This is a genomic window from Arthrobacter sp. 05T423, from assembly GCF_056396245.1.
The window spans coordinates 464934-484800 of the sequence record NZ_JBFTLC010000001.1 but is presented as its reverse complement, the minus strand read 5'-3'; the positions used below and the strand labels follow the sequence as shown (position 1 = coordinate 484800).

At 65.6% G+C, this 19867-nt stretch carries 17 protein-coding genes and 1 tRNA gene; 10 read left to right on the top strand and 8 right to left on the bottom strand.

All coding sequences use genetic code 11. The features are described from left to right. Positions 1–8: 8 nt before the first annotated feature. From AC1DFE_RS02290 to AC1DFE_RS02260, 7 genes are all read right to left on the bottom strand, one after another. The gene (locus AC1DFE_RS02290) at positions 9–533 is read right to left on the bottom strand and encodes a DoxX family protein (RefSeq protein WP_476904290.1); all 525 of its coding nucleotides are present in this window, start codon (positions 531–533) and stop codon (positions 9–11) included. A 141-nt stretch (positions 534–674) separates the two neighbouring features. Next, positions 675–1709, bottom strand: coding sequence for a Gfo/Idh/MocA family protein (locus tag AC1DFE_RS02285; protein ID WP_476904289.1), 1035 nt, complete (start codon positions 1707–1709; stop codon positions 675–677). A gap of 22 nt (positions 1710–1731) precedes the next feature. Beyond that, positions 1732–2658: an ATP-binding cassette domain-containing protein gene (locus tag AC1DFE_RS02280; RefSeq protein ID WP_476904288.1), complete on the bottom strand. Its 927-nt coding sequence runs from the start codon at positions 2656–2658 to the stop codon at positions 1732–1734. Positions 2659–2663: 5 nt separating this feature from the next. Next, on the bottom strand, positions 2664–3719 hold the full coding sequence (locus AC1DFE_RS02275) for an ABC transporter permease (RefSeq protein ID WP_476904287.1): 1056 nt from the start codon (positions 3717–3719) through the stop codon (positions 2664–2666). Positions 3720–3775: 56 nt separating this feature from the next. Continuing rightward, a complete protein-coding gene (locus AC1DFE_RS02270) occupies positions 3776–4771 on the bottom strand; it encodes a sugar ABC transporter substrate-binding protein (protein ID WP_476904286.1) in 996 nt (331 codons plus the stop codon). A gap of 138 nt (positions 4772–4909) precedes the next feature. Next, entirely contained in the window at positions 4910–5704 is a 795-nt protein-coding gene (locus AC1DFE_RS02265) for a TIM barrel protein (protein WP_476904285.1), read from the bottom strand. Further along, positions 5701–6852 (bottom strand): Gfo/Idh/MocA family oxidoreductase, encoded by a 1152-nt coding sequence (locus tag AC1DFE_RS02260; RefSeq protein ID WP_476904284.1) that lies wholly within the window; start codon positions 6850–6852, stop codon positions 5701–5703. Before AC1DFE_RS02260 ends, AC1DFE_RS02265 begins: the two co-directional genes overlap by 4 nt. Positions 6853–6961: 109 nt before the next feature. On the opposite strand from AC1DFE_RS02260, the gene AC1DFE_RS02255 reads away from it, so the two are divergent. Continuing rightward, positions 6962–7960 (top strand): LacI family DNA-binding transcriptional regulator, encoded by a 999-nt coding sequence (locus tag AC1DFE_RS02255; RefSeq protein ID WP_476904283.1) that lies wholly within the window; start codon positions 6962–6964, stop codon positions 7958–7960. Between the two features lie 9 nt (positions 7961–7969). Here the strand turns inward: AC1DFE_RS02255 and AC1DFE_RS02250 are convergent, their stop codons facing one another. Then, positions 7970–8446, bottom strand: a complete 477-nt coding sequence (locus AC1DFE_RS02250) for a MarR family winged helix-turn-helix transcriptional regulator (protein ID WP_476904382.1) — start codon at positions 8444–8446, stop codon at positions 7970–7972. A gap of 95 nt (positions 8447–8541) precedes the next feature. Here AC1DFE_RS02250 and bcp point away from each other — a divergent pair, with 95 nt between their 5' ends. The 9 genes from bcp (at position 8542) to AC1DFE_RS02205 (ending at position 19857) form a co-directional block, all read left to right on the top strand. Continuing rightward, positions 8542–9018 (top strand): thioredoxin-dependent thiol peroxidase, encoded by a 477-nt coding sequence (gene bcp, locus AC1DFE_RS02245; RefSeq protein ID WP_476904282.1) that lies wholly within the window; start codon positions 8542–8544, stop codon positions 9016–9018. 119 nt (positions 9019–9137) lie between these two features. Then, positions 9138–9219 (top strand) — tRNA-Leu (locus AC1DFE_RS02240). Positions 9220–9462: 243 nt separating this feature from the next. Then, entirely contained in the window at positions 9463–10134 is a 672-nt protein-coding gene (locus tag AC1DFE_RS02235) for a fasciclin domain-containing protein (RefSeq protein WP_476904281.1), read from the top strand. Positions 10135–10366: 232 nt separating this feature from the next. Then, on the top strand, positions 10367–12016 hold the full coding sequence (locus AC1DFE_RS02230; RefSeq protein ID WP_476904381.1) for an ABC transporter substrate-binding protein: 1650 nt from the start codon (positions 10367–10369) through the stop codon (positions 12014–12016). Positions 12017–12093: 77 nt separating this feature from the next. Then, positions 12094–13599, top strand: a complete 1506-nt coding sequence (locus AC1DFE_RS02225; protein WP_476904380.1) for a malate:quinone oxidoreductase — start codon at positions 12094–12096, stop codon at positions 13597–13599. Positions 13600–13692: 93 nt separating this feature from the next. Next, a complete protein-coding gene (locus AC1DFE_RS02220) occupies positions 13693–16911 on the top strand; it encodes an efflux RND transporter permease subunit (protein ID WP_476904280.1) in 3219 nt (1072 codons plus the stop codon). A 186-nt stretch (positions 16912–17097) separates the two neighbouring features. After that, positions 17098–18048 carry an endonuclease domain-containing protein gene (locus AC1DFE_RS02215; protein ID WP_476904279.1) on the top strand — a complete coding sequence of 317 codons (951 nt, stop codon included), beginning with the start codon at positions 17098–17100 and terminating at the stop codon, positions 18046–18048. Positions 18049–18214: 166 nt separating this feature from the next. Next, positions 18215–19393, top strand: a complete 1179-nt coding sequence (locus tag AC1DFE_RS02210; protein ID WP_476904278.1) for an LLM class flavin-dependent oxidoreductase — start codon at positions 18215–18217, stop codon at positions 19391–19393. Further along, positions 19390–19857: a MarR family winged helix-turn-helix transcriptional regulator gene (locus AC1DFE_RS02205; protein ID WP_476904277.1), complete on the top strand. Its 468-nt coding sequence runs from the start codon at positions 19390–19392 to the stop codon at positions 19855–19857. Before AC1DFE_RS02210 ends, AC1DFE_RS02205 begins: the two co-directional genes overlap by 4 nt. Positions 19858–19867 lie beyond the last annotated feature (10 nt).

Genomic DNA, 19867 nt, shown 5'->3' with positions numbered 1-19867 from the left:
GGCTTGCCTTATTCCTGAACGGCTGCCCGGGCAGGTGTTCTCAGCAGCATCCGCGGGGCCCGGTTCCGTGACCTCGCCGGTGCGTGGGCTATCAATGCCAGCGTGGCGCCAATGAGCACAAGGTTCTTCATGACGAACTCACCATCCGCCGTCAGGAGCAGCGGGTCGCCCTGGGCAAACATCAGCCCGGGCAGCATCACGAAAGTCAGGAACGTTCCGCACAGGTGCGCCACGAGGACCGGGAGCGCCAGGCGAAGGGCAACCCCGGTGACTAGCGCTGCTCCCAACAACACTTCGACGCCACCGAGCACTGTCACCACCGCGTGGGGGTCTGCCCAGGGAAGGGTTCCAGCGACCATCGCCGCAACCGGGGATACGCCTAACACTTTCAGCGCCCCGAACCACAAAAACAGGACACCGAGCAGAATACGCAAAGAGGGCAACGCCGCCGGGCGCAACACCCGCACAAGGCGGTCGTCAGCAGCACCCCCAAGACGCACCAGCAGCCCGCCCCCGCGCAGCAAAGTTTTCATCGTATTTACCTCCCTGGCTTTGGGGCAGCCGCCTTCCCCGCTTATTGGATGCAGGGAGACTACGGGAGGGCCCTTGGGTTTACCTTTGGCAGGCAGGCACGGGGCGGGTCCCCGCAGGCGCCGGGCCAGGCCCTTCCCGCGTCAGGCCGTCGTCTGGAGCGCCACCCGCACCGGCGCCCCGGACTGCAGCGATGCCTGTGCGGCGTCAGCCACCATTGATGCCGCGACGGCGTCCTCCGGTGTGCACGGGTTAGGCCGCTGCCCCAGAACCAGTTCCACAAAGGCCGCCATCTCGGCCCGATAGGCCGTATCGAACCGCTCGGCGAAGGTCCTGTGGGATGGCCCCGCCGGGAAACTCACGTCCGGTTCGGCGGAGGACATCGCCATCTGCTCATCCATCCCCACCATGACGGACCCTGCGGATCCCTGGAGTTCCAGCCGGACATCATGGCCGGCCCCGTTGTAGCGGGTTGCCGAGACCGTTCCGACGCTGCCGTCGTCGAAAGTCACCACGGCCAGCGCAGTGTCGACATCACCCACGGCGCCGATCGCGGGGTCACCGTTGTTGGAACCCTTCGCGAAGACCTCCACGATTTCCTTGCCGGTGAGCCACCGGAGGATGTCGAAGTCGTGGACGGAACAGTCCCGGAACAGCCCGCCCGACGTCGCAAGAAATTCCACCGGAGGCGGCGTCATGTCGCAGGTGACCGCCCGGACCGTGTGGAGCCATCCCAGCTCCCCGGCGTTGAAGGCGCGCTTGGCCTCCAGGTAACCCGGATCGAACCGGCGCTGGTGGCCGACCTGCACAGTGCCACCCACGGCCCCGATGTGGTCGAGGACGGGCAGTGATTCCTCGACGTTGACGGCTACGGGCTTTTCGCAAAACACCGGGATTCCGGCGTCCACGCCGGCCCTGATCAGACCCGGATGGGTCGCGGTTCCGGTGGCGATGACCAGTCCGTCGATTCCGGAGCCAAGCAAGGCTTCGACGGACGGAAGGAACTCGGCGCCGATTCCGCCGGCCAGGGACCGTGCGTGCTCTGCGGCAACGTCGGTCAGCTTGAGGTGGACCGAGGTGCCCTGCGGATTCATCACCTCATTCAGTCCGGTGATGTTGTGTGCGTGCATAGCGCCGATCCGGCCGACTCCAACGAGTCCAAGAGTTACTTCTTTCATGCTGCTCCTTGTCACGGCTCCCCTACTGCGGTGCCCGGCCGGTGTCCGCAGGGGAGTCAGTCACGCCGGCGACCTCGGCCTGGACTTCCTGAAGGGCTTCCGGGTGGCCGCCGAGCTGTTCGAGTTCGTGCGCCAGTTCGGCCAGTTCGGCGCCGCCTGCCATCTGGGCGGTGAGTTCGTCGAGGGTGATGTCCTTCTTGTCGTAGTAGCCAATCGACCTGCCGCGCTTGAGCAGCAGGAACCGGTCCCCGACGGGGAAGGCATGGTGCGGGTTGTGGGTAATGAAGATGACGCCCAGTCCGCGGTCACGGGCCTGCAGGATGTAGCGCAGCACGACGCCGGACTGCTTCACACCCAGCGCGGCCGTGGGTTCGTCCAGGATCAAGACCTTCGCGCCGAAGTACACGGCGCGGGCGATCGCGACACACTGGCGTTCACCGCCGGAAAGCTGGCCGATGGGCTGCTCAACATCGCGCAGGTCGATGCCCATGTCCGCCAGTTCCTTCTTGGTGATCTCCTTCATGGCCTGGACGTCCATGCGCTTGAACGGTCCGACGCCGCTGGTCAGCTCAGAGCCGAGGAAGAAGTTGCGCCAGATGGGCATCAGCGGAACGACGGCGAGGTCCTGGTAGACGGTGGCGATGCCGGCATCCAGGGCGTCACGGGGCGAATCAAATTTCCGCTTCTCGCCCATGATGTGGAGGACGCCTTCGTCGTGCTGGTGCAGGCCGGCGATGATCTTGATCAGGGTGGATTTGCCGGCGCCGTTGTCGCCGAGGACACAGGTGACCCGGCCGTTGTCCACCGCCATGGTGACGTCCGTGAGGGCGACGATGTTGCCGTAGTGCTTGCCGACGCTCTCCAGCGAGAGCAGGTGCACCGGGGTGTGGGTCAGTGGGTCCTTCTCGTTCCTGAGGAGTTCCTGCTGGTCTATTTGTTTGGCGTCCATGGTGTTCAGCCCTTACTTGAGTCTGCGCGGCGCTTGACGATCAGGTTCACGATGGTGGCCAGGAGCAGCATCAGGCCCAGGAAGAACTTGAACCAGTCCGGGTTCCACTGCGCGTACACGATGCCCTTGTTGGCCATGCCGAAGATGAAGGCGCCGATCGCGCCGCCCACCGCGGATCCGTAGCCGCCGGTGAGAAGGCAGCCGCCAATGACCGCGGCGATGATGTACAGGAATTCGTTGCCCACGCCCTCGCCGGACTGCACGGCGTCGAAGGCGAACAGGTTGTGCATGCCCAGGATCCAGCCGCAGAAACCCACAGCCATGAAGAGGCCTATCTTGGTCGCCTTGACGGGAACGCCCACGGCACGGGCGGCGTTGGCGTCTCCGCCGACGGCGAAGATCCAGTTGCCCACCTTCGTGCGGAGCAGCACCCAGGAGGCGATGGCAACCAGGGCGATCCAGATGAAGACGGTGTTCTTCACGTCCACGCCGCCGATGTTCACCGACGAGGAGAAGATGGCCTGCGCGGACTGATACCCGTCCATGGTGGAGATGGACGGTGATGAAACGCCTCCGCCGATCATGCGGGTCAGGCCCAGGTTCAGGCCGGTCAACATCAGGAACGTGGCGAGCGTGACGATGAAGCTGGGGAGCTTGGTCTTCATGAGGATCCAGCCGTTGATGAAACCGATGCTCAGCGACACCGCAAGCGCCAGGATTACGCCGATCCAGACGTTCATGCTGAAGTACCAGCTGAACATCGATGCCGTGAGTGCCGAGCTGATGACTGCGACGCCGGTGGACAGGTCGAACTCGCCGCCAATCATCAGCAGCGATACCCCCACCGCCATTATGCCGATGGTCGAGGAACCGTAGAGTACGGTGGCGAACGCGTTCGGCTGGGTAAAGGTCTGGGACACCGCAGCAAAGAATATGAAAAGGACGATCGCGCCCACGAGGGCGCCTACCTCCGGACGGCCAAGCAGCTTCTGCACCGGGTTGCGCCTGCCGACACGCTCGTCGGTCAGCCCCGGTTTGGTAATGGTCTGGGTCATGGTCATTGGAATGCTCCTTGCTGCCCGGCCCGGCGTTTCCGCCGGACCGGGCTGGCGGGCTGCTAGCGGATACCCTGCTGGGCGAAAGTGAGGGCGTTTGCCGCGCCGGCCTTGTCCACGATGGTGGGGCCGGTCAGGACGGGCTGGCCACCGCCGATCTTGAAGCCGCCGCGCTTGAACTGCCAGAGTGCGTCAACCGAGCTGTAGCCCTGAAGCCACGGCTGCTGGTCAACGGTGAATTCAACTGAGCCGTCGGCGATCTTCTGGGCGAGTTCGGCGTTCATGTCGAAGGAGGCCACCTTGGCTTTGCTGCCGGCCGCGGTAACCGCCTTGAGGATGGTCAGCGTGTAGGGCGCACCCAAGCCGATGACGACGTCGGCATCCGGGGTTGCCTGCAGTTTGGCAGTCACGGTGGAGGACACCTGGGTCATGTCGGTGCCCGTCACATACAGGATCTCCGTCGCCGGGACCTTCGACTTCACGCCTGCGCAGCGGGCTTCAAGGCCGACGTGGCCCTGTTCCTGAATGACACAGATGGCGTGCTTGAGTCCGAGGGAGTTGAGCTTGTCGCCAACGGCTTCGCCGGCGAGTTTCTCATTCGATCCGAAGTGCGTGAACGCGCCAAGCTGGGCCGACACGGATTCGCCCGCGTTGAGGCTCACAATGGGAATGCCGGCATCAGTGGCCTTCTTCAGCGCGTCCTTCAGTGCATCCGGCTTGGCGAGGGTGACGGCAATGCCGTCCACCTTCTGGTCCACAGCCTGCTGGATCAGCTGCGCCTGCCGGCCACCTTCGGGGTCCGACGTGTACAGGAGCTCCACGTTGTCCTTTGCCGCTGCTTCCTCGGCACCCTTGCGCACGATGTCCCAGAAGGTGTCGCCGGGAGCGGCGTGCGTGATCAGGGCGATCTTGATGCGCGGCGTCGATGCGGCCTGGCCGCCGGCTCCGGCATTCGCGTTCTCCGGAGCCCTGCCGCCACTGGACGAACAGGCGCTCAGAGCCATCATCGGCACGACGGCGGCAACCAGTGCCACCCTTCGCCATGAAAATTTTTTCACCGAAAATCTCCTTTGATCCGGGTTCCGGCCGTGCCACACCGCACCAGCCGGATTCTTGATATCTCCGATCATCGTGACTCGGATCACTCTTGTCAATCTTTGTCCTAACATTAGGACGATATGAGTTTTTAACTTGGGCTAGTTGGCGGTGAATGCACGCCGGAATGCGGACAGGGCATTGTCACCCGCGTCGAGTCCAGCTCCGCCCGAAGCTCCCGCCTCCAGGCCTATGACGCCGGCGTAGCCGGCGTCGGCGAGCGCCCCGGCGACCGCGCTGTAGTTGATCTCCCCCGTGCCGGGCTCGAACCGGCCCGGAACGTCTGCCACCTGGATTTCCCCTATCCATGGCAGCGCGCCGCGGACAAGTTCAATCAGGTTTCCTTCGCCAATTTGGGCGTGGTAGAGATCCAGCATCATCCTCACGTGCGGGTGGCCGGCTGCGGACACCAGCGCCTGGGTATCCTTGGCCCGCGCCAGCGGAATGCCGGGGTGGTCCAGGACCGTGTTGAGGTTTTCGAGTGCGAAGACAACGCCATGCCGTTCACCGATCCGGCCCAGCCGCTCCAGGGTGCGCAGGCCGGTCAGCCACATCTGGCCGGTGGAGCGGTGGATGGGCCGCACGGCAACTCCGCCGTCGCCCAGTTCCGCGGGGTGGACAACCATGCGTTCGACGCCGAGTTCGAGGGCGGTCGGAATCAGCTTTTCCGCCGATTCGACAACCCGGTCGGCACTTTCGGGGTCTATGAGGCTGCCACCGAAGTAGCCGCTCATGGAGGAGAATCGTGCACCCGTCGCAGCCAGCGCTGCAATGTCACGCTTCCGTGTGTCCCAGAGTTCCACTTCGAACCCCTGCCCATGAATGCGCTGCACCCGCTCGACGAGGGGCAACTCACCATAAATCATTTCGGCACAGGCTGCCAGCCGGAAGCTCATGCGCCCCGACCCGTGAGCTGGAGTCCTGCGGGCTGCTGCCCCGTGAGCTGCAGCCCGGGCTCCGCCGCCTGCAGCCGTGCCACGGCCGAGACGTCCACCGGGAGGCCCGTTTCGTGCGACCGGATCGCCGCCAGCGCCACGGCGAGTGCGTTGCGGGCATCGGTACCGCCCGGAGCCGGTGTTCCAACTGGCGCATGGCCTGCCCGGCGGGCCGCAGCGCCGTCAACAAACCGGGCGAGCTCGGCGGTGTAGGCATCGTGGAAGAGGTCGATGTTCAGCCGCACGGTGCTGGAGGCAATGCCCGCGGCCGTGTAGCTGACGGCGTTTGATGCCTGCGGGCCGCCGGCGGTGACCATGCCGGCCGATCCGAAGACTTCCCCGCGCACGTCGTAGCCATACAGGGCGTTGAAGTTGGCCTCGGCCACCGCAATGGCCCCGTTGCTGTAGGTCACCGTGACCACCGCCGTGTCCAGCAGCCCTCCGGCTTTCGCCCTCGGCGCCACAAGGGCGTCAGCCGCCGCATGGACCTTCACCGGAACCGCGCCCGGGTTCAGCCAGTTCAGGGTATCGAAATCATGGATCAGCGTTTCCAGGAAGATCGTTCCGGGCGCGATCCGTTCCGGGGAGGCTATTCCGGCCGCGGTGCCGGGGTCCCGCGTGAGGGAGCGCAGCAGCTGCGGGGTCCCCACCGCGCCGTCGTCGATCAGTTTCCTGGCGGCGGCGAAGTCCGCCGCGAACCGCCGGTTAAATCCAAACTGGACGTTAACCCCGGCGGCGCCTGCTGCGGCCAGCGCCTCGTCCAGCTCTTCGACGGTGCGGCCGCCGGGCTTTTCGCAGAACACGTCCTTCCCCGCCCGAGCCGCAGCGGCGATAAGACCGGAATGAAACCTTGCCGGCGACGCCACCAGGACCGCATCGATGTCGGGGTCATTGATGACGTCCGCCGGATCTGCGGTGATTCTGGCAGCGCCGAGCTTGGCGGCAAGGGCCTCGGCGGCCGGAAGCGCGGGGTCGGCGATGGCATCCAGCCGCGCGTTGGGAATGCGGTGCGCCACCGACTCGGCATGGAAGGCTCCGATCCAGCCGGCTCCAATCAGGCCGATGCGGACGGGCTGGTTCTCACCGGCCGGTTGCTGGATATAGGTCATGGTTCAATCCTCTTCTCGGTCTTCTAGATCGTTCTAGTGGATTGATGGTGGCATAACTTTTGGCCTTCTGTCTAGATCGTTCTATAGACTGCTGGCAGCAAGGAGGCACATGACTGAACAACAACGGCGCCCCACCCTGATGGACGTGGCCCAAGCGGCCGGCGTATCACGGGCCCTGGTGTCCATAGTGATGCGCGGCGCCCCTGGTGCGGCCGAAGCCACCCGGCAGAAAGTGCTCGACTCCGCCCGCGAACTGGGCTACCGGCCCGACAGCCGCGCCCGCTTGCTGCGCAGCAGCCGCACCAAGCTCCTGGGCCTCAGCTTCTCCACTGCCCACGCGTTCCACGCCGAGATTGTAGACGCCGCCTACGCCGAGGCCGGCGCCAAAGGCTACGAACTCGCATTGGGCGGCGTCACCAGCGGCAGGCCGGAGGCCCGGACCATCGAGTCCCTCCTGGATTTCGGGTCCGAGGCGCTGATTCTCATCTCATCCACGCTCAGCAGCGACGAATTGGCGCGGTACGCCGGCCAGGTGCCGGTGGTGAGCCTCCTCCGGAACGACGTCGGCGATCTCACCGATTCCGTGAGCAGCGACGATTACGAGGGCATCCGGATGGCGGTGGAGCACCTCGTGTCCCTGGGGCACCGGCGGATCGTCCATGTCGACGGCGGCACGGCGGTCTCTGCCGAACCGCGCCGGTCCGCCTACCGGGCGGAGATGGAACGCCACGGCCTGGCGCCGGCCATCATTGCCGGCGGCGCAATGGAGGAAGATGGCATGACCGCCGGCAATTCCCTCGGCCCGGACATGCCGACTGCCGTCATCGCCTTCAACGACAGATCCGCCCTCGGGCTCCTCGAGAGCCTCCGGGCGCAGGGGCTTCGGGTACCACAAGATGTGTCAGTGCTGGGCTACGACGACAGCCAGTTCGCACGGCTCAGTTATGTGCAGCTGTCCTCGATCAGCCAGGACGCCCCGCTGCTTGCCGCGGCGGCCGTTGACCGCGCCGTGGCCCGGATTGAAGGAACGCAGCCTGCCGGGCATGTTGTCCGGACCCCCCACCTGGTAGCGCGCAGGACCACAGCCGGTCCCCCTGCGGGCGGCTAGGGCTGTCGCCTAGGAATTGGCGTCGAGGGCCAGTCCGGTGTCGGCGCCGGCCACGATGGCGTTGGTCTCCGGGGATGCGAATCGCTTGGCCAACTCACGGACCACGGCCTGAAGTTCCTGGCGGAGCACATCCGGGTCGATGGATGCAGCGGCCAGGACTGACCGTTCCATGTCTGCTGCAGCCATGACAGCTTCGGTACCGCGCTCAGTCAGGGAGACAACGTGGCTGCGCCGGTCCGAGGTGCTGCGCTGGCGCACGATGTGCCCGTGCGACTCGAGACGGCTCAGTGTCTTGCCCATGGTCTGGGCCTGAACCCGGACAAGCTGGGCCAGCTGCGCCTGCGTCATGGGGCCGCTGTTGTAGAGCACCTCGATGGCGATGACGCCGGCATGGGTCAGGCCAATGGCACCCAGCTTCTCGTTCCAGGAGTGCTCCACAAGGCGGGCCGCCGTGGACAAGAGGCGCCCTGTGGGCCAGCGATCCATATCAGGCATACCACCAAGTATAACTAAGCCTGATTAGTACCCGGCACAGAGCCTTACTAAACTGAAATGTCTTGCACGAAAACAAGGAGACAACGTTGGCTGAAAAACTTACGCCGGGCGATACCGCCCCCGGTTTCACACTGAAGGATGCAACGGGAGCAGACGTCAGCCTCAGCGATTTCCGCGGCCGGAACACCATAGTTTATTTCTACCCGGCCGCCGCGACGCCCGGCTGCACCAAGCAGGCCTGCGACTTCCGGGACAGCCTGGCATCCCTTCAGGCTGCCGGCTACGAAGTGCTGGGCATCTCGCCTGACCCGGTGGGCAAGCTGGCTAGCTTCGCCGACGCCGAGGGGCTCACGTTCCCCCTCCTGTCGGACGGGGACCACGCTGTTGCCGAGGCCTACGCCGCGTGGGGCGAGAAGAAGAACTACGGCCGGACCTACGAGGGCCTCATCCGTTCCACCGTGGTGGTGGACCCGGACGGCAAGGTTGCCGTGGCCCAGTACAACGTCCGGGCCACCGGGCACGTCGCAAAGCTGCGCAAGGACCTGCAGCTCACGGACGCCTGACCACTTGCCGTCACCTGCCACAAGGACCGCAGACGTGACGGTACAATTGAGGCTGGCATCCGCCGTCGTAAGTTTTTCCTGCTGCTCACAGCGGCACGAAGCGCACCAGGCGGAGCCGGGCGCGAGTGGTGAAATTGGCAGACACGCAGGATTTAGGTTCCTGTGCCTTCGGGCGTGGGGGTTCAAGTCCCCCCTTGCGCACAAAAGTAAATGGAAGAATCCCGGGCTGCGGCCCGGGATTCTTCCGTTTAATGCCCCGCCCAACCGGCCGCCAGAAAATTATTCCCGGTTCACCCATCCGTTGCTGCCGACCAGGCGAATACCCAGTGAGACACCGCCCAACAGCCTGGAACTACAGGCCGGTGACCCACAGTCGGAAAGGATCACCGGAGGAAGCCGCACCTCTCCGGTCCCATTCGTCGGCACAACTAAGGAGAATCGAAAATGCAGTCTTTCAAGCGCTCAACCTTCACCGTCGCAGGCATCGCAGCAGCAGCTCTGCTGAGCCTCACCGCTTGTGGCGGCTCCGCCGGCACCACCAGCAGCTCCTCGGCCGCCGGCGAGCCGTCTGCCTCCAGCATGGCGCCGACACCGTCGGAGACGTCTGCGGCGGCCATGGATCCGGCGGCCAACCTCGCCGGCCCCGGCTGTGCCGACTACGCCAAGCAGGTTCCCAGCGGCAAGGGTTCCGTCGCCGGAATGGCCCTGGACCCCGTGGCCGTCGCCGCCTCGAACAACCCGCTGCTGAAGACCCTCACCGCCGCGGTCTCCGGCAAGCTGAACCCGAAGGTCAATCTGGTCGACACACTGAACGGCAGCCAGTTCACGGTGTTCGCGCCGGTGGACGCTGCCTTCGCCAAGGTCGACGCCGCAACGATCGCGACGCTCAAGAAGGACGACGCCCTCCTGAGCAAGATCCTCACCTACCACGTGGTCCCGGGCCAGATCGCGCCGGACAAGATCGTGGGCACGCACAAGACGGTGCAGGGCGGATCGGTAACCGTGACCGGCACCAAGGATGCCCTCAAGGTGGACGGTGCCAACGTGATCTGCGGCGGCGTCCAGACGGCGAACGCCACCGTTTACCTCGTGGACTCGGTGCTGATGCCCAAGTAGGCGCTGAGCCTGTTCCGGGACTTGTCCAGGGCCGGAGGCCGCGGTCCGCACCCGACGGTGCGGCCGCGGCCTCTTTGCTGGTATGTCCACGGCCCGGCGTGTCCTGGCTCACGCGTACGCCAAGGGGGCCGGGTGCGTCAATTAGACTGAGTGGCGGGCAAGCAGCCGCCCAAGCGCACCCCAGCAGTCCAGAGGTGGTAATCGAGTGCCCAGCAGCAATATCCCGCGCCGTATGGCCCTCAAGACCGGTGCCGTATTCCTGGGCCTGTCGCTCACCTCCTGCACCAGCGAAGCCGAGCCCACGCCCTCGACCGCCGCGGCGAGCACCACAACGGCTGCAACTGCCCCTGCCGCAACCTTCACGTTCGGCACCGCGTCGCAGCCTCTGGGCCTGGACCCCGCTCTGGCCAACGACGTCGAATCGCAGCGCGTCACCCGGCAAATCCTGGAAGGGCTCGTGGGCGTCGACCAGACAACGGGCGAGCCCACGCCGCTGCTGGCAACGGAGTGGACAGAATCAGCGGACGGCATGTCCTACACCTTCACCCTCCGCCCCGGCATCAAGTTCCACGACGGCTCCCCCTTCAATGCCGACGCCGTCCGCACCAATTTCGAGCGCTGGTTCAACTTCTCCGCGGCGCTCCGGAAGCAGGCTCCGGGTACTACCTTCAAGGGAGTCTTCAAGGAACACGCCGACCAGGCGGAGCTTTCCGTTTTCAAGTCCTGCACCGCCCTGTCAGCGATGCGGGTGCGGATCAACCTCACGGAACGCTTCACCGGCTTCCTGCAGGCCCTGACCCTTCCCGCGTTTGCCATCTCCTCCCCCAAGGCACTCGCCGCCGGGAAGGCCGACAACCTTAGCCTGCGACGCGGCGGCCAGGCGCTTTCCTCGTACGCCACCCATCCGGTGGGCACCGGCCCCTTCCACTTCTCCGCCTGGGACAGCACGGGCGTCACGCTCGCGGCCAACAAGGAGTACTGGGGCGCCAGGGGACAGATTGCCACCCTCAAGTTCGTCACCTACGACCACCCGGAGACGCGGCTCCAGGCCCTGCTTGACGGCAGGATCGACGGCTATGACGCGGTAACGGTGGGGAACTTCGACCAGTTGGTCAAGCGCGGCAAGCAGATCATCCAGCGGGATCCGTTTTCCGTGATGTACCTCGGCATGAACCAGGAAATACCCGTGCTGAAGGACCTCAAAATCCGCCAGGCCATCGAGCTGGCCATCGACAAGGACACGCTGATCCGGCGTTTCTTTATCGACAACACGGCCCAGGCCTCGCAGTTCGTTCCGCCCAAGCTGAGCGGGTTCAACAACAACGCACCCGCGCTGGGCCATGATCCCGGCAAGGCGAAGGAACTCCTGGCCGAGGCCGGCTACAAGGGCCAGGCCCTGAAGTTCTACTACCCCATGAATGTGACGCGGCCGTACCTGCCCACACCGGAGAAGGTCTACGCCGAAATCAGCCGCCAGCTCACGGCAGTCGGCCTGAACATCAAGCCGGTCCCTGTCGACTGGACAGACGGCTACCTGCAGAAGGTCCAGAACCCGGGCGACCATGCCCTGCACCTGCTCGGCTGGAACGGTTCCTACTCCGACGCTGACAACTTCCTTGCGCCACTCTTCGGCGAGAAGAACGGCGAGTTCGGGTACCAGGACCCGCAGGTGTTCTCCAAGATCGACCGCGCCCGCGGACTCCCGGACGGCCAGGAACGCACAGAGCAGTACCAGACCATCAACGCCCAAATCGCGGAGTCCTTGCCCGCCGTCCCCATCGCCTTCCCTATCTCGGCGTTGGCCCTCTCCGACCGGGTAATCAGCTATCCCGCCTCGCCGGTATTAAATGAAGTTTTCACCAAGGTCGTGCTGAGGCCTTGACGCCGGGGCGCAATTTCAGTTAGTGGGCGGTGCAGGGATATTCTGTGACAGCCAGAGCCGCCTATCGGAGACTGATTGTGACCTTCATTTCCAAGACCCAAAATGCCGACGTCGTTCTCATTGGCGGCGGCATCATGAGCGCCACGCTGGGTGCGTTCATCAAGCAGCTCGAACCCAACTGGACCATCTCCCTGTTCGAACGCCTTGACGAGGCGGGCCTCGAGAGCTCAGGACCGTGGAACAACGCCGGCACCGGACACGCCGCCCTGTGTGAGCTTAATTACTCCCCCGCAGCCAAAGACGGCTCGGTGAATCCTGCCAAGGCCCTGCACATCAACGAGCAGTACCAGCTGTCCCGCCAGTTCTGGTCCCACCTGGTGGACAACTCCCTGATCGGTTCCCCCAAGGGTTTCATCAATACAGTGCCGCACATGAGTTTCGTCATCGGCGACGACAACTCCAGCTTCCTCAAAACCCGGTACAACGCGCTCAAGGAACACGCGCTGTTCCGGAGCATGGAGTACTCCGAGGACTTCGCGCAGATCGCCAAGTGGGCACCGCTGATCGTTAAGGGCCGCGACAAGAAGCAGCGCGTTGCTGCCACCCGCGCGGCCGAAGGCACCGACGTCGACTTCGGTGCCCTGACCCGGGAGCTGACCGGCTACCTGGGCAACAACGGCGTCGAAATCAACTACGGCCACGACGTCACCGACATCCGCAAGGCGTCCGACGGCGGCTGGGACCTGTCGCTCAAGCACCCGGCTTCCGGTGAGCGCGGCAGCATCCGTGCCAAGTTCGTGTTCGTCGGCGCGGGCGGCGGAGCGCTGCACCTGCTGCAGGCGTCCGGTATCCCGGAAAGCAAGGGCTTCGGCGGGTTCCCCGTATCCGGCCAGTTCTTCCGCTGCACCGACCCCTCCCTTGCGTCGCAGCACAACGCCAAGGTCTACGGCCAGGCTTCAGTAGGTGCTCCCCCGATGTCCGTGCCGCACCTCGACACCCGCTACGTCAACGGCAAGCGCTCCCTGCTGTTCGGCCCGTACGCCGGCTTCTCCACGAACTTCCTGAAGAACGGCAGCTACCTCGACCTCCCGCTGTCCATCCGGCCCAGCAACATCATCCCGATGCTCGCCGTGGCCAAGGACAACATGGACCTCACCGCCTACCTGGTCAAAGAGGTGGCCAAGCGGCACGGTGACAAGGTGGAGGCGCTGCGCGAGTACTACCCGGAGGCCAAGGACGGCGACTGGGAACTCATCACGGCTGGCCAGCGTGTTCAGATCATCAAGAAGGATCCGAAGAAGGGCGGTGTGCTGCAGTTCGGCACCGAGGTGATCGCCGCCCGCGACGGTTCCATCGGGGCGCTCCTCGGCGCTTCGCCGGGTGCGTCCACGGCCGTGCCCATCATGATCGAGCTCCTGCAGAAGTCATTCCCCAAGAACTTCAAGGGCTGGCAGTCCAAGCTCAAGGAAATGATGCCCGGCTACGGCGTCAAGCTGAACGAGAATCCGGAGCTGGCGGCGGAGCTTGAGAAGGCCACTGCCAAGAGCCTCCAGCTGGAAGTGTCACCCGCAGTTCAGCGTTGATCGCTCCAGCGCCGACCCGTCGGCGCTGACCCGGCGCGGGTTGCGGCAGGCACCACCGAAGGCAAACAGTCCGTCAACCCAGGAGATCATGCGATGTTCCGGCTGGCCCATCTATCCCTCGGGAACCGCGCGCTCATCGCGCTGATCACCATTTTCGCCTCGGTGTTCGGCGTGATCACCATGTCGTCGCTGAAGCAGGAACTCATTCCCTCGGTTGAGTTCCCGCGGATCACGGTGATCACGTCGATGCCAGGGGCGTCGCCCGAGGTGGTGGACAAGCAGGTCGGCCGGCCGCTGGAAACGGCGCTGAACGGCGTCGAAGGCCTGGAGTCGACGTCGTCCACCTCGCGCAACGGCGTTTCGCAGATCAGCCTGGTGTTCACCTACGGCTCCAACCTGGACCGGGCCCGGAACCAGATTGACCGGGCAATCTCCAACGCCAGGCGCACGCTCCCGGACGACGTCCAGCCGCAGGTCATCGCCGGCAGCATCAGCGACTTCCCGATCGTCTTCCTCGCCGTCTCCTCCGACAAGCCGCTGAGCGAGCTGAATACGGATCTTCAGCGGCTGACGGTTCCGAAGCTGCAAAAGCTCGACGGCGTCCGCGGCGCCGACGTGACAGGCGGCGCCAGCCGGCACATCCTGATCCAGCCGAACGCGGGCAGGATGGCTGCCGGGGGCGCCAGCATCCAGTCCGTCCGGAACGCCCTGGCCAATAACGGCGATCTTGTCCCGGCAGGCACCATTGAGGAGAAAGGCCAAAGCCTCTCCCTGCAGATCGGCAGCCCGGTCGACTCGGTGGCCGCGGTCAGGGCCCTGCCGCTCAGCGGGGCCAAAGCCGGCACCACCGTAGGTTCGGTGGCCGACGTCAGCATTAAGGACGACGCGCGGACGTCCATCACCCGGACGAACGGCCTCGAAACCCTGGCCATTTCCGTCACAAAGAAGCCCGAGGGCGACACCGTGGCGATCTCGCACGCGGTGAAGGATCTGTTGCCGCAGCTCGAGGCGGAGCTTGGCTCGAAGGCCAAGTTCACGCCCGTCTTCGACCAGGCACCCTTCATCGAGAAGTCCATCAAGGACCTCACCACTGAGGGCCTGCTGGGCCTCGGTTTCGCCGTGGCCGTCATCCTCATGTTCCTCATGTCCGTCCGCTCCACCCTGGTCACCGCCGTCTCCATTCCGCTGTCACTGCTGATCACCTTCATCGGCCTGTCCGGCACCGGGTACTCGCTGAACATCCTCACGCTGGGGGCACTGACCATCGCCATCGGCCGCGTGGTGGATGACTCGATCGTGGTGATCGAGAACATCAAGCGGCACCTGAGCTACGGCGAACCAAAGGTCACCGCAATCCTCACCTCAATCCGCGAAGTGGCTGGCGCCATCACCGCCTCCACGCTCACGACGGTCGCCGTCTTCCTGCCCATCGCGTTTGTCGGCGACCTCGCGGGCGAACTCTTCCGTCCGTTCGCCCTCACGGTCACCATCGCACTGCTCTCCTCGCTCCTGGTGTCCCTGACCATCGTCCCCGTCCTCGCGTACTGGTTCCTGAAGAGCCCCGCCAACGGAGATGCCGGCGACGCCCCGCAGTCCGCCCGGGACGTCCAGGCGCGGGCGAACGACGCCGAGCAGCGCAGCCTCCTACAGCGCGGCTATCTGCCCGTCCTGAACAAGACCCAAAAGCACCCCGTGGTCACGCTGATCGCCGCCGTCCTGGTCCTCGGAGGGACTGCGGCAATGACCCCGCTGCTCGCCACGGACCTGTTGGGCAGCTCCGGGGAGAACAGCATGACGGTCAAGCAGGAACTGCCCGCCGGCACGAGCCTCGAAGACACCAGCGCCGCGGCCCGGAAGGTTGAGGACGTGCTCCTGGGCATCGACGGGATCAAGGACGTGCAGGTGACCTCCGGCAATGCGCAGGCAGGCTTCACCGCGCTAACGTCTTCGGGCGCCTCCAATTCCTCGTTCACGGTTGTCACCGATGACAAAGCGAACCAGGGGACGCTGCAGGACACCGTCCGCAACGAACTCGCGGCGGCTGGGACTGCCGGCAAGATCTCCGTCGGTTCCCAACAGGGAGGCTTCGGTACGTCCTCCACCGTGGACATCACCCTTAGGGCGGCCACCTCCGCGGACCTGCGGAAGGCCAGCGACGCCATGGTCAAAGCCATGGCCGGAGTACCCGGAAGCAGCGAGGTGACCACCAACTTTGCCGCCAGCCAGCCCGTGGTGCAGGTCAGGGTTGACCGGGCCAAGGCTGTTGCCGCGGGCCTGACCGAACAGCAGGTGGCAGGCGTCCTGGCCTCCACCATCAGCCCAGTGCCCGCGGGCACCGTGCGCATCGACACGGACGATTTCCCCGTCCAGATCGGCGAAGGTCAACGCTTCACCAGCATCGCCGCCGTCCGCAACATCCCGCTCCCCACCGCAGCCGGTGCGGTCCCGCTCAGCCGGATCGCCGCCGTCGAACAGGTAGACGTCCCCGTTTCGATCACCTCCAGCAACGGCCAGCGGACCGCGCAGGTATCGGTCACGCCGTCGGGATCCAACCTGGGCGCCGTCAGCGCGGAGGTGCAGCAGCGGCTCAAGTCCGTCGACCTTCCGGCGGGGGTGACCGCGGAGATCGGCGGCGCCACCACCCAGCAGGCGGAATCGTTCCGGCAGCTCGGCCTCGCGCTGCTGGCCGCCATCGCCATCGTCTACGTGATCATGGTCGCGACGTTCAAGTCACTGGTGCAGCCGCTGATCCTCCTCATTTCGGTGCCGTTCGCCGCCACCGGAGCGGTAGCCCTGCTTCTGGTCACGCGGGTGCCCCTTGGGCTGCCGTCGCTGATCGGCATGCTGATGCTCGTGGGCATTGTGGTGACCAACGCGATCGTGCTGATCGACCTGATCAACCAGTACCGGAAGCCATACGCAGGCAAGCCGGGGATGAGCGTTGCAGACGCCATCACGCACGGTGCCCGGCAGCGGCTGCGCCCCATCCTGATGACGGCGCTGGCCACGGTCTTTGCCCTGACCCCGATGGCCCTCGGCATGACGGGCGGCGGCGGGTTCATCTCCCAGCCGCTGGCCATCGTGGTGATCGGCGGTCTGGTCTCCTCCACGGCGCTCACGCTGGTGCTCGTCCCCGTGCTGTACCGGCTGGTCGAGGGGCGGAAGGAGAAAAAGGAGCTCATGCGCCAACTCAGGGAACGGCCCGGCTTCTCCCCGGCGGATGACGACGTCGACGCCGAGCTGGCCGACTGGACCACCGGCATGGTGCCCAAGCTGACCGGCCGCCGCGCCGCCCCCGGCTCCCCCGACTGACTCTGCCCCGCCACCTTCCGGCCCTTCATCCCTCCTCCGCTACTTCCGCTCCTGCCCACCCAACCAGGTAGCAGCACAGGGCGTTCCCAGCCGTGGGAGCGCCCTGTGCTGCTACCTAGTTGCCGTGAATGTCAGGAGCCTGTGGATAACCCAAATCCCGGCTCCCGTTTTTGGCACGATGGGGCCATGAAATATCCGAGCCCGTTGCCAAAGCACCTGTCGGCCGCGCCCTTCACGGTCAATGAAGCAATCGATGCGGGGGTTGCCCGGGACCGGCTGAAGATTGGCGGTCTCGTGACTCCCAGCCGGGGCATACGGATGCCGTCCGGCGCGGGCACCAGCCCGACGTCGACGCAGCAGCTCGCGCAGCTGGCCCGGCCCCACACGCTCGTCACCGGACTTTCGGCGGCCTCACACGCCACTGCGTTCCTGTTATGGGAGTTTCCGGGCTTCCTGCCCGGCGCCGACCGCCCTGGCATCCACATTTCCCGTCCGGACGCGGTTGCCATAGCCCGGCGGCGGGGCGTTGTGGGCCACCGCGGGCAGTTTTTCCCGGACGAAATCGTGGAACTCGGCGGGGTGTTCGTGACCAGCAGGGCCCGGACGTGGCTGGACATTGCGCGGCGGATGAGTGTCGACGAGCTGACGGTGGTGGCGGACCACCTCCTGCGCCGTCCCCGCCCGGAGTTCGAGGGGAGGTCCGCAGCCCATGCCACCCGGGACGAACTCGCCGACATGCTGGACAGGCACAAGGGTACGCCCGGGATTCGGAAGGCCCGCCTGGCTCTGGAACAGGCCCGTGTCGGGGCGGATTCTGCCCCTGAGACGCGCCTCCGCCTTGCGCTGGTCCGGCGCGGCTGTCCCGATGCCGAGGTTAACGTGCCGGTGGCGCTGGGCGGTATCGTGCGCCAGCCCGACCTTGCCTACCCGGAGTTCCGTGTGGCGGTGGAGTACGACGGCGAAGGCCATTCCGATCCAGCGCAGGTGCTGAGGGATATCAGCCGTGACGAGGATTTCTCCGCCGCAGACTGGATCCTGGTGCGGATCGGCAAGACCCACATGGAGAACGACGCGCGGGCGGCCGTTCGCAAGGTCCGGCTGGCACTCCAGGCGCGCGGCTGGCGCCCGTCTGGGTAGCAGCACAGGGCGTTCCCGGCGCTGGGAACGCCCTGTGCTGCGACCCAGTTGGGAGGGCCGGGAATAACCTGGCGCTGGCGACGTTGAGGCGGGTACATGCAAATGCATGTAAATCGGGTACACTGGTAATACAGGCCCGAAAAACTCGGCGAACGGAAGGCTCATCATGCAGATCGGCGTATTCAGCGTTAGCGACATCACCCAGGACCCCACCACGGGCCGGACCCCCACCGAGCACGAGCGCATCAAGGCGTCCGTGGCCATCGCCAAGAAGGTCGAAGAAATCGGCATGGACGTCTACGCCATCGGCGAGCACCACAACCGGCCCTTCTTCTCCTCCTCGCCCACCACGACGCTCGCGTACATTGCCGCCCAGACCGAGCGCATCACGCTGTCCACGGCCACCACGCTGATCACCACGAATGATCCGGTCAAGATCGCCGAAGACTTCGCCATGCTGCAGCACCTGGCTGACGGCCGCGTGGACCTGGTGCTGGGCCGCGGCAACACCGCCCCGGTCTACCCCTGGTTCGGAAAGAACATCCAGGACGGAATCGAGCTGGCCATCGAAAACTACAGCCTGCTGCGCCGGCTGTGGGATGAGGACACCGTCAACTGGTCCGGAAAGTTCCGGACGCCGCTGCAGAACTTCACCTCAACGCCCCGCCCGCTCGACGGCGTCGCCCCCTTTGTGTGGCACGGATCCATCCGCACCCCGCAGATCGCCGAGGTGGCCGCGTACTACGGCGACGGGTTCTTCGCGAACAACATTTTCTGGCCGAAGGAGCACTACCAGCAGCTGATCAGCCTGTACCGCGAGCGCTACGAGCACTACGGCCACGGCAAGGCGGACCAGGCGATCGTGGGGCTGGGCGGGCAGTTCTTCATGAGGAAGAACTCCCAGGATGCCGTCAAGGAGTTCCGGCCTTACTTCGACAACGCCCCCGTCTACGGCCACGGCCCGTCACTGGAGGACTTCACGTCCCAGACGCCGCTGACTGTCGGCAGTCCGCAGGAGGTCATCGAGAAGACCCTCACGTTCCGCGAGTACTTCGGCGACTACCAGCGCCAGCTGTTCCTGATCGACCACGCCGGCCTGCCCCTGAAGACCGTCCTGGAGCAGCTGGACCTGTTCGGCGAGGAAGTCCTGCCGGTGCTGCGCAAGGAATACGGGGACCGCACGCCCGCCCACATTCCGGCTCCGCCCACGCACGCCGGACGCGTTGCCGCACGGATCGCAGCCGAGGCCACTGCTGGCGAGGGCTCTGCCGCGGAGGCCGGGACCGGCCAGGACACAACCGGCCAGGACACCGTGCCCGCCGCCTCCCCGACAGAGTCGCGATGACACCCCGGACAGCACCGGCGGCCTCGGCCACCAGACTGGCCGCCGAAACCTGGGAGTCGCTGTTCCGCGCGCAGGTGGCGGTGATGCGCCGGCTGCAGTCCGGGCCCGCCTTCCGGAACCTGGCGGTCAACGAGTACGACGTGCTGTTCACGCTGTCGCGGTGCCCGTCCGGCTGGCTGCGGCTGAACGAACTGAACGACAACGTGCTCCTGAGCCAGTCCAGCCTGAGCCGGCTGGTGGAGCGGCTGGAGAAACGCGGCCTGGTGGAGCGCATGGCTGCCCCGGACGACGGCCGGGGCGTGCTGCTGAAGCTAACGGACGAGGGCGCGGCGCTGCAGAAGGAAATTGGCCGGGAGCACGTGCGGGACATCGCCGAGCTGGTTGGCCCCGCGCTGACTGCGGCGGAGCAGCGGGAGCTGCTGCGGCTCACGGAGAAGCTGCGCGCGTCGCTACCGTCCCGTTAGCGGGACGGTC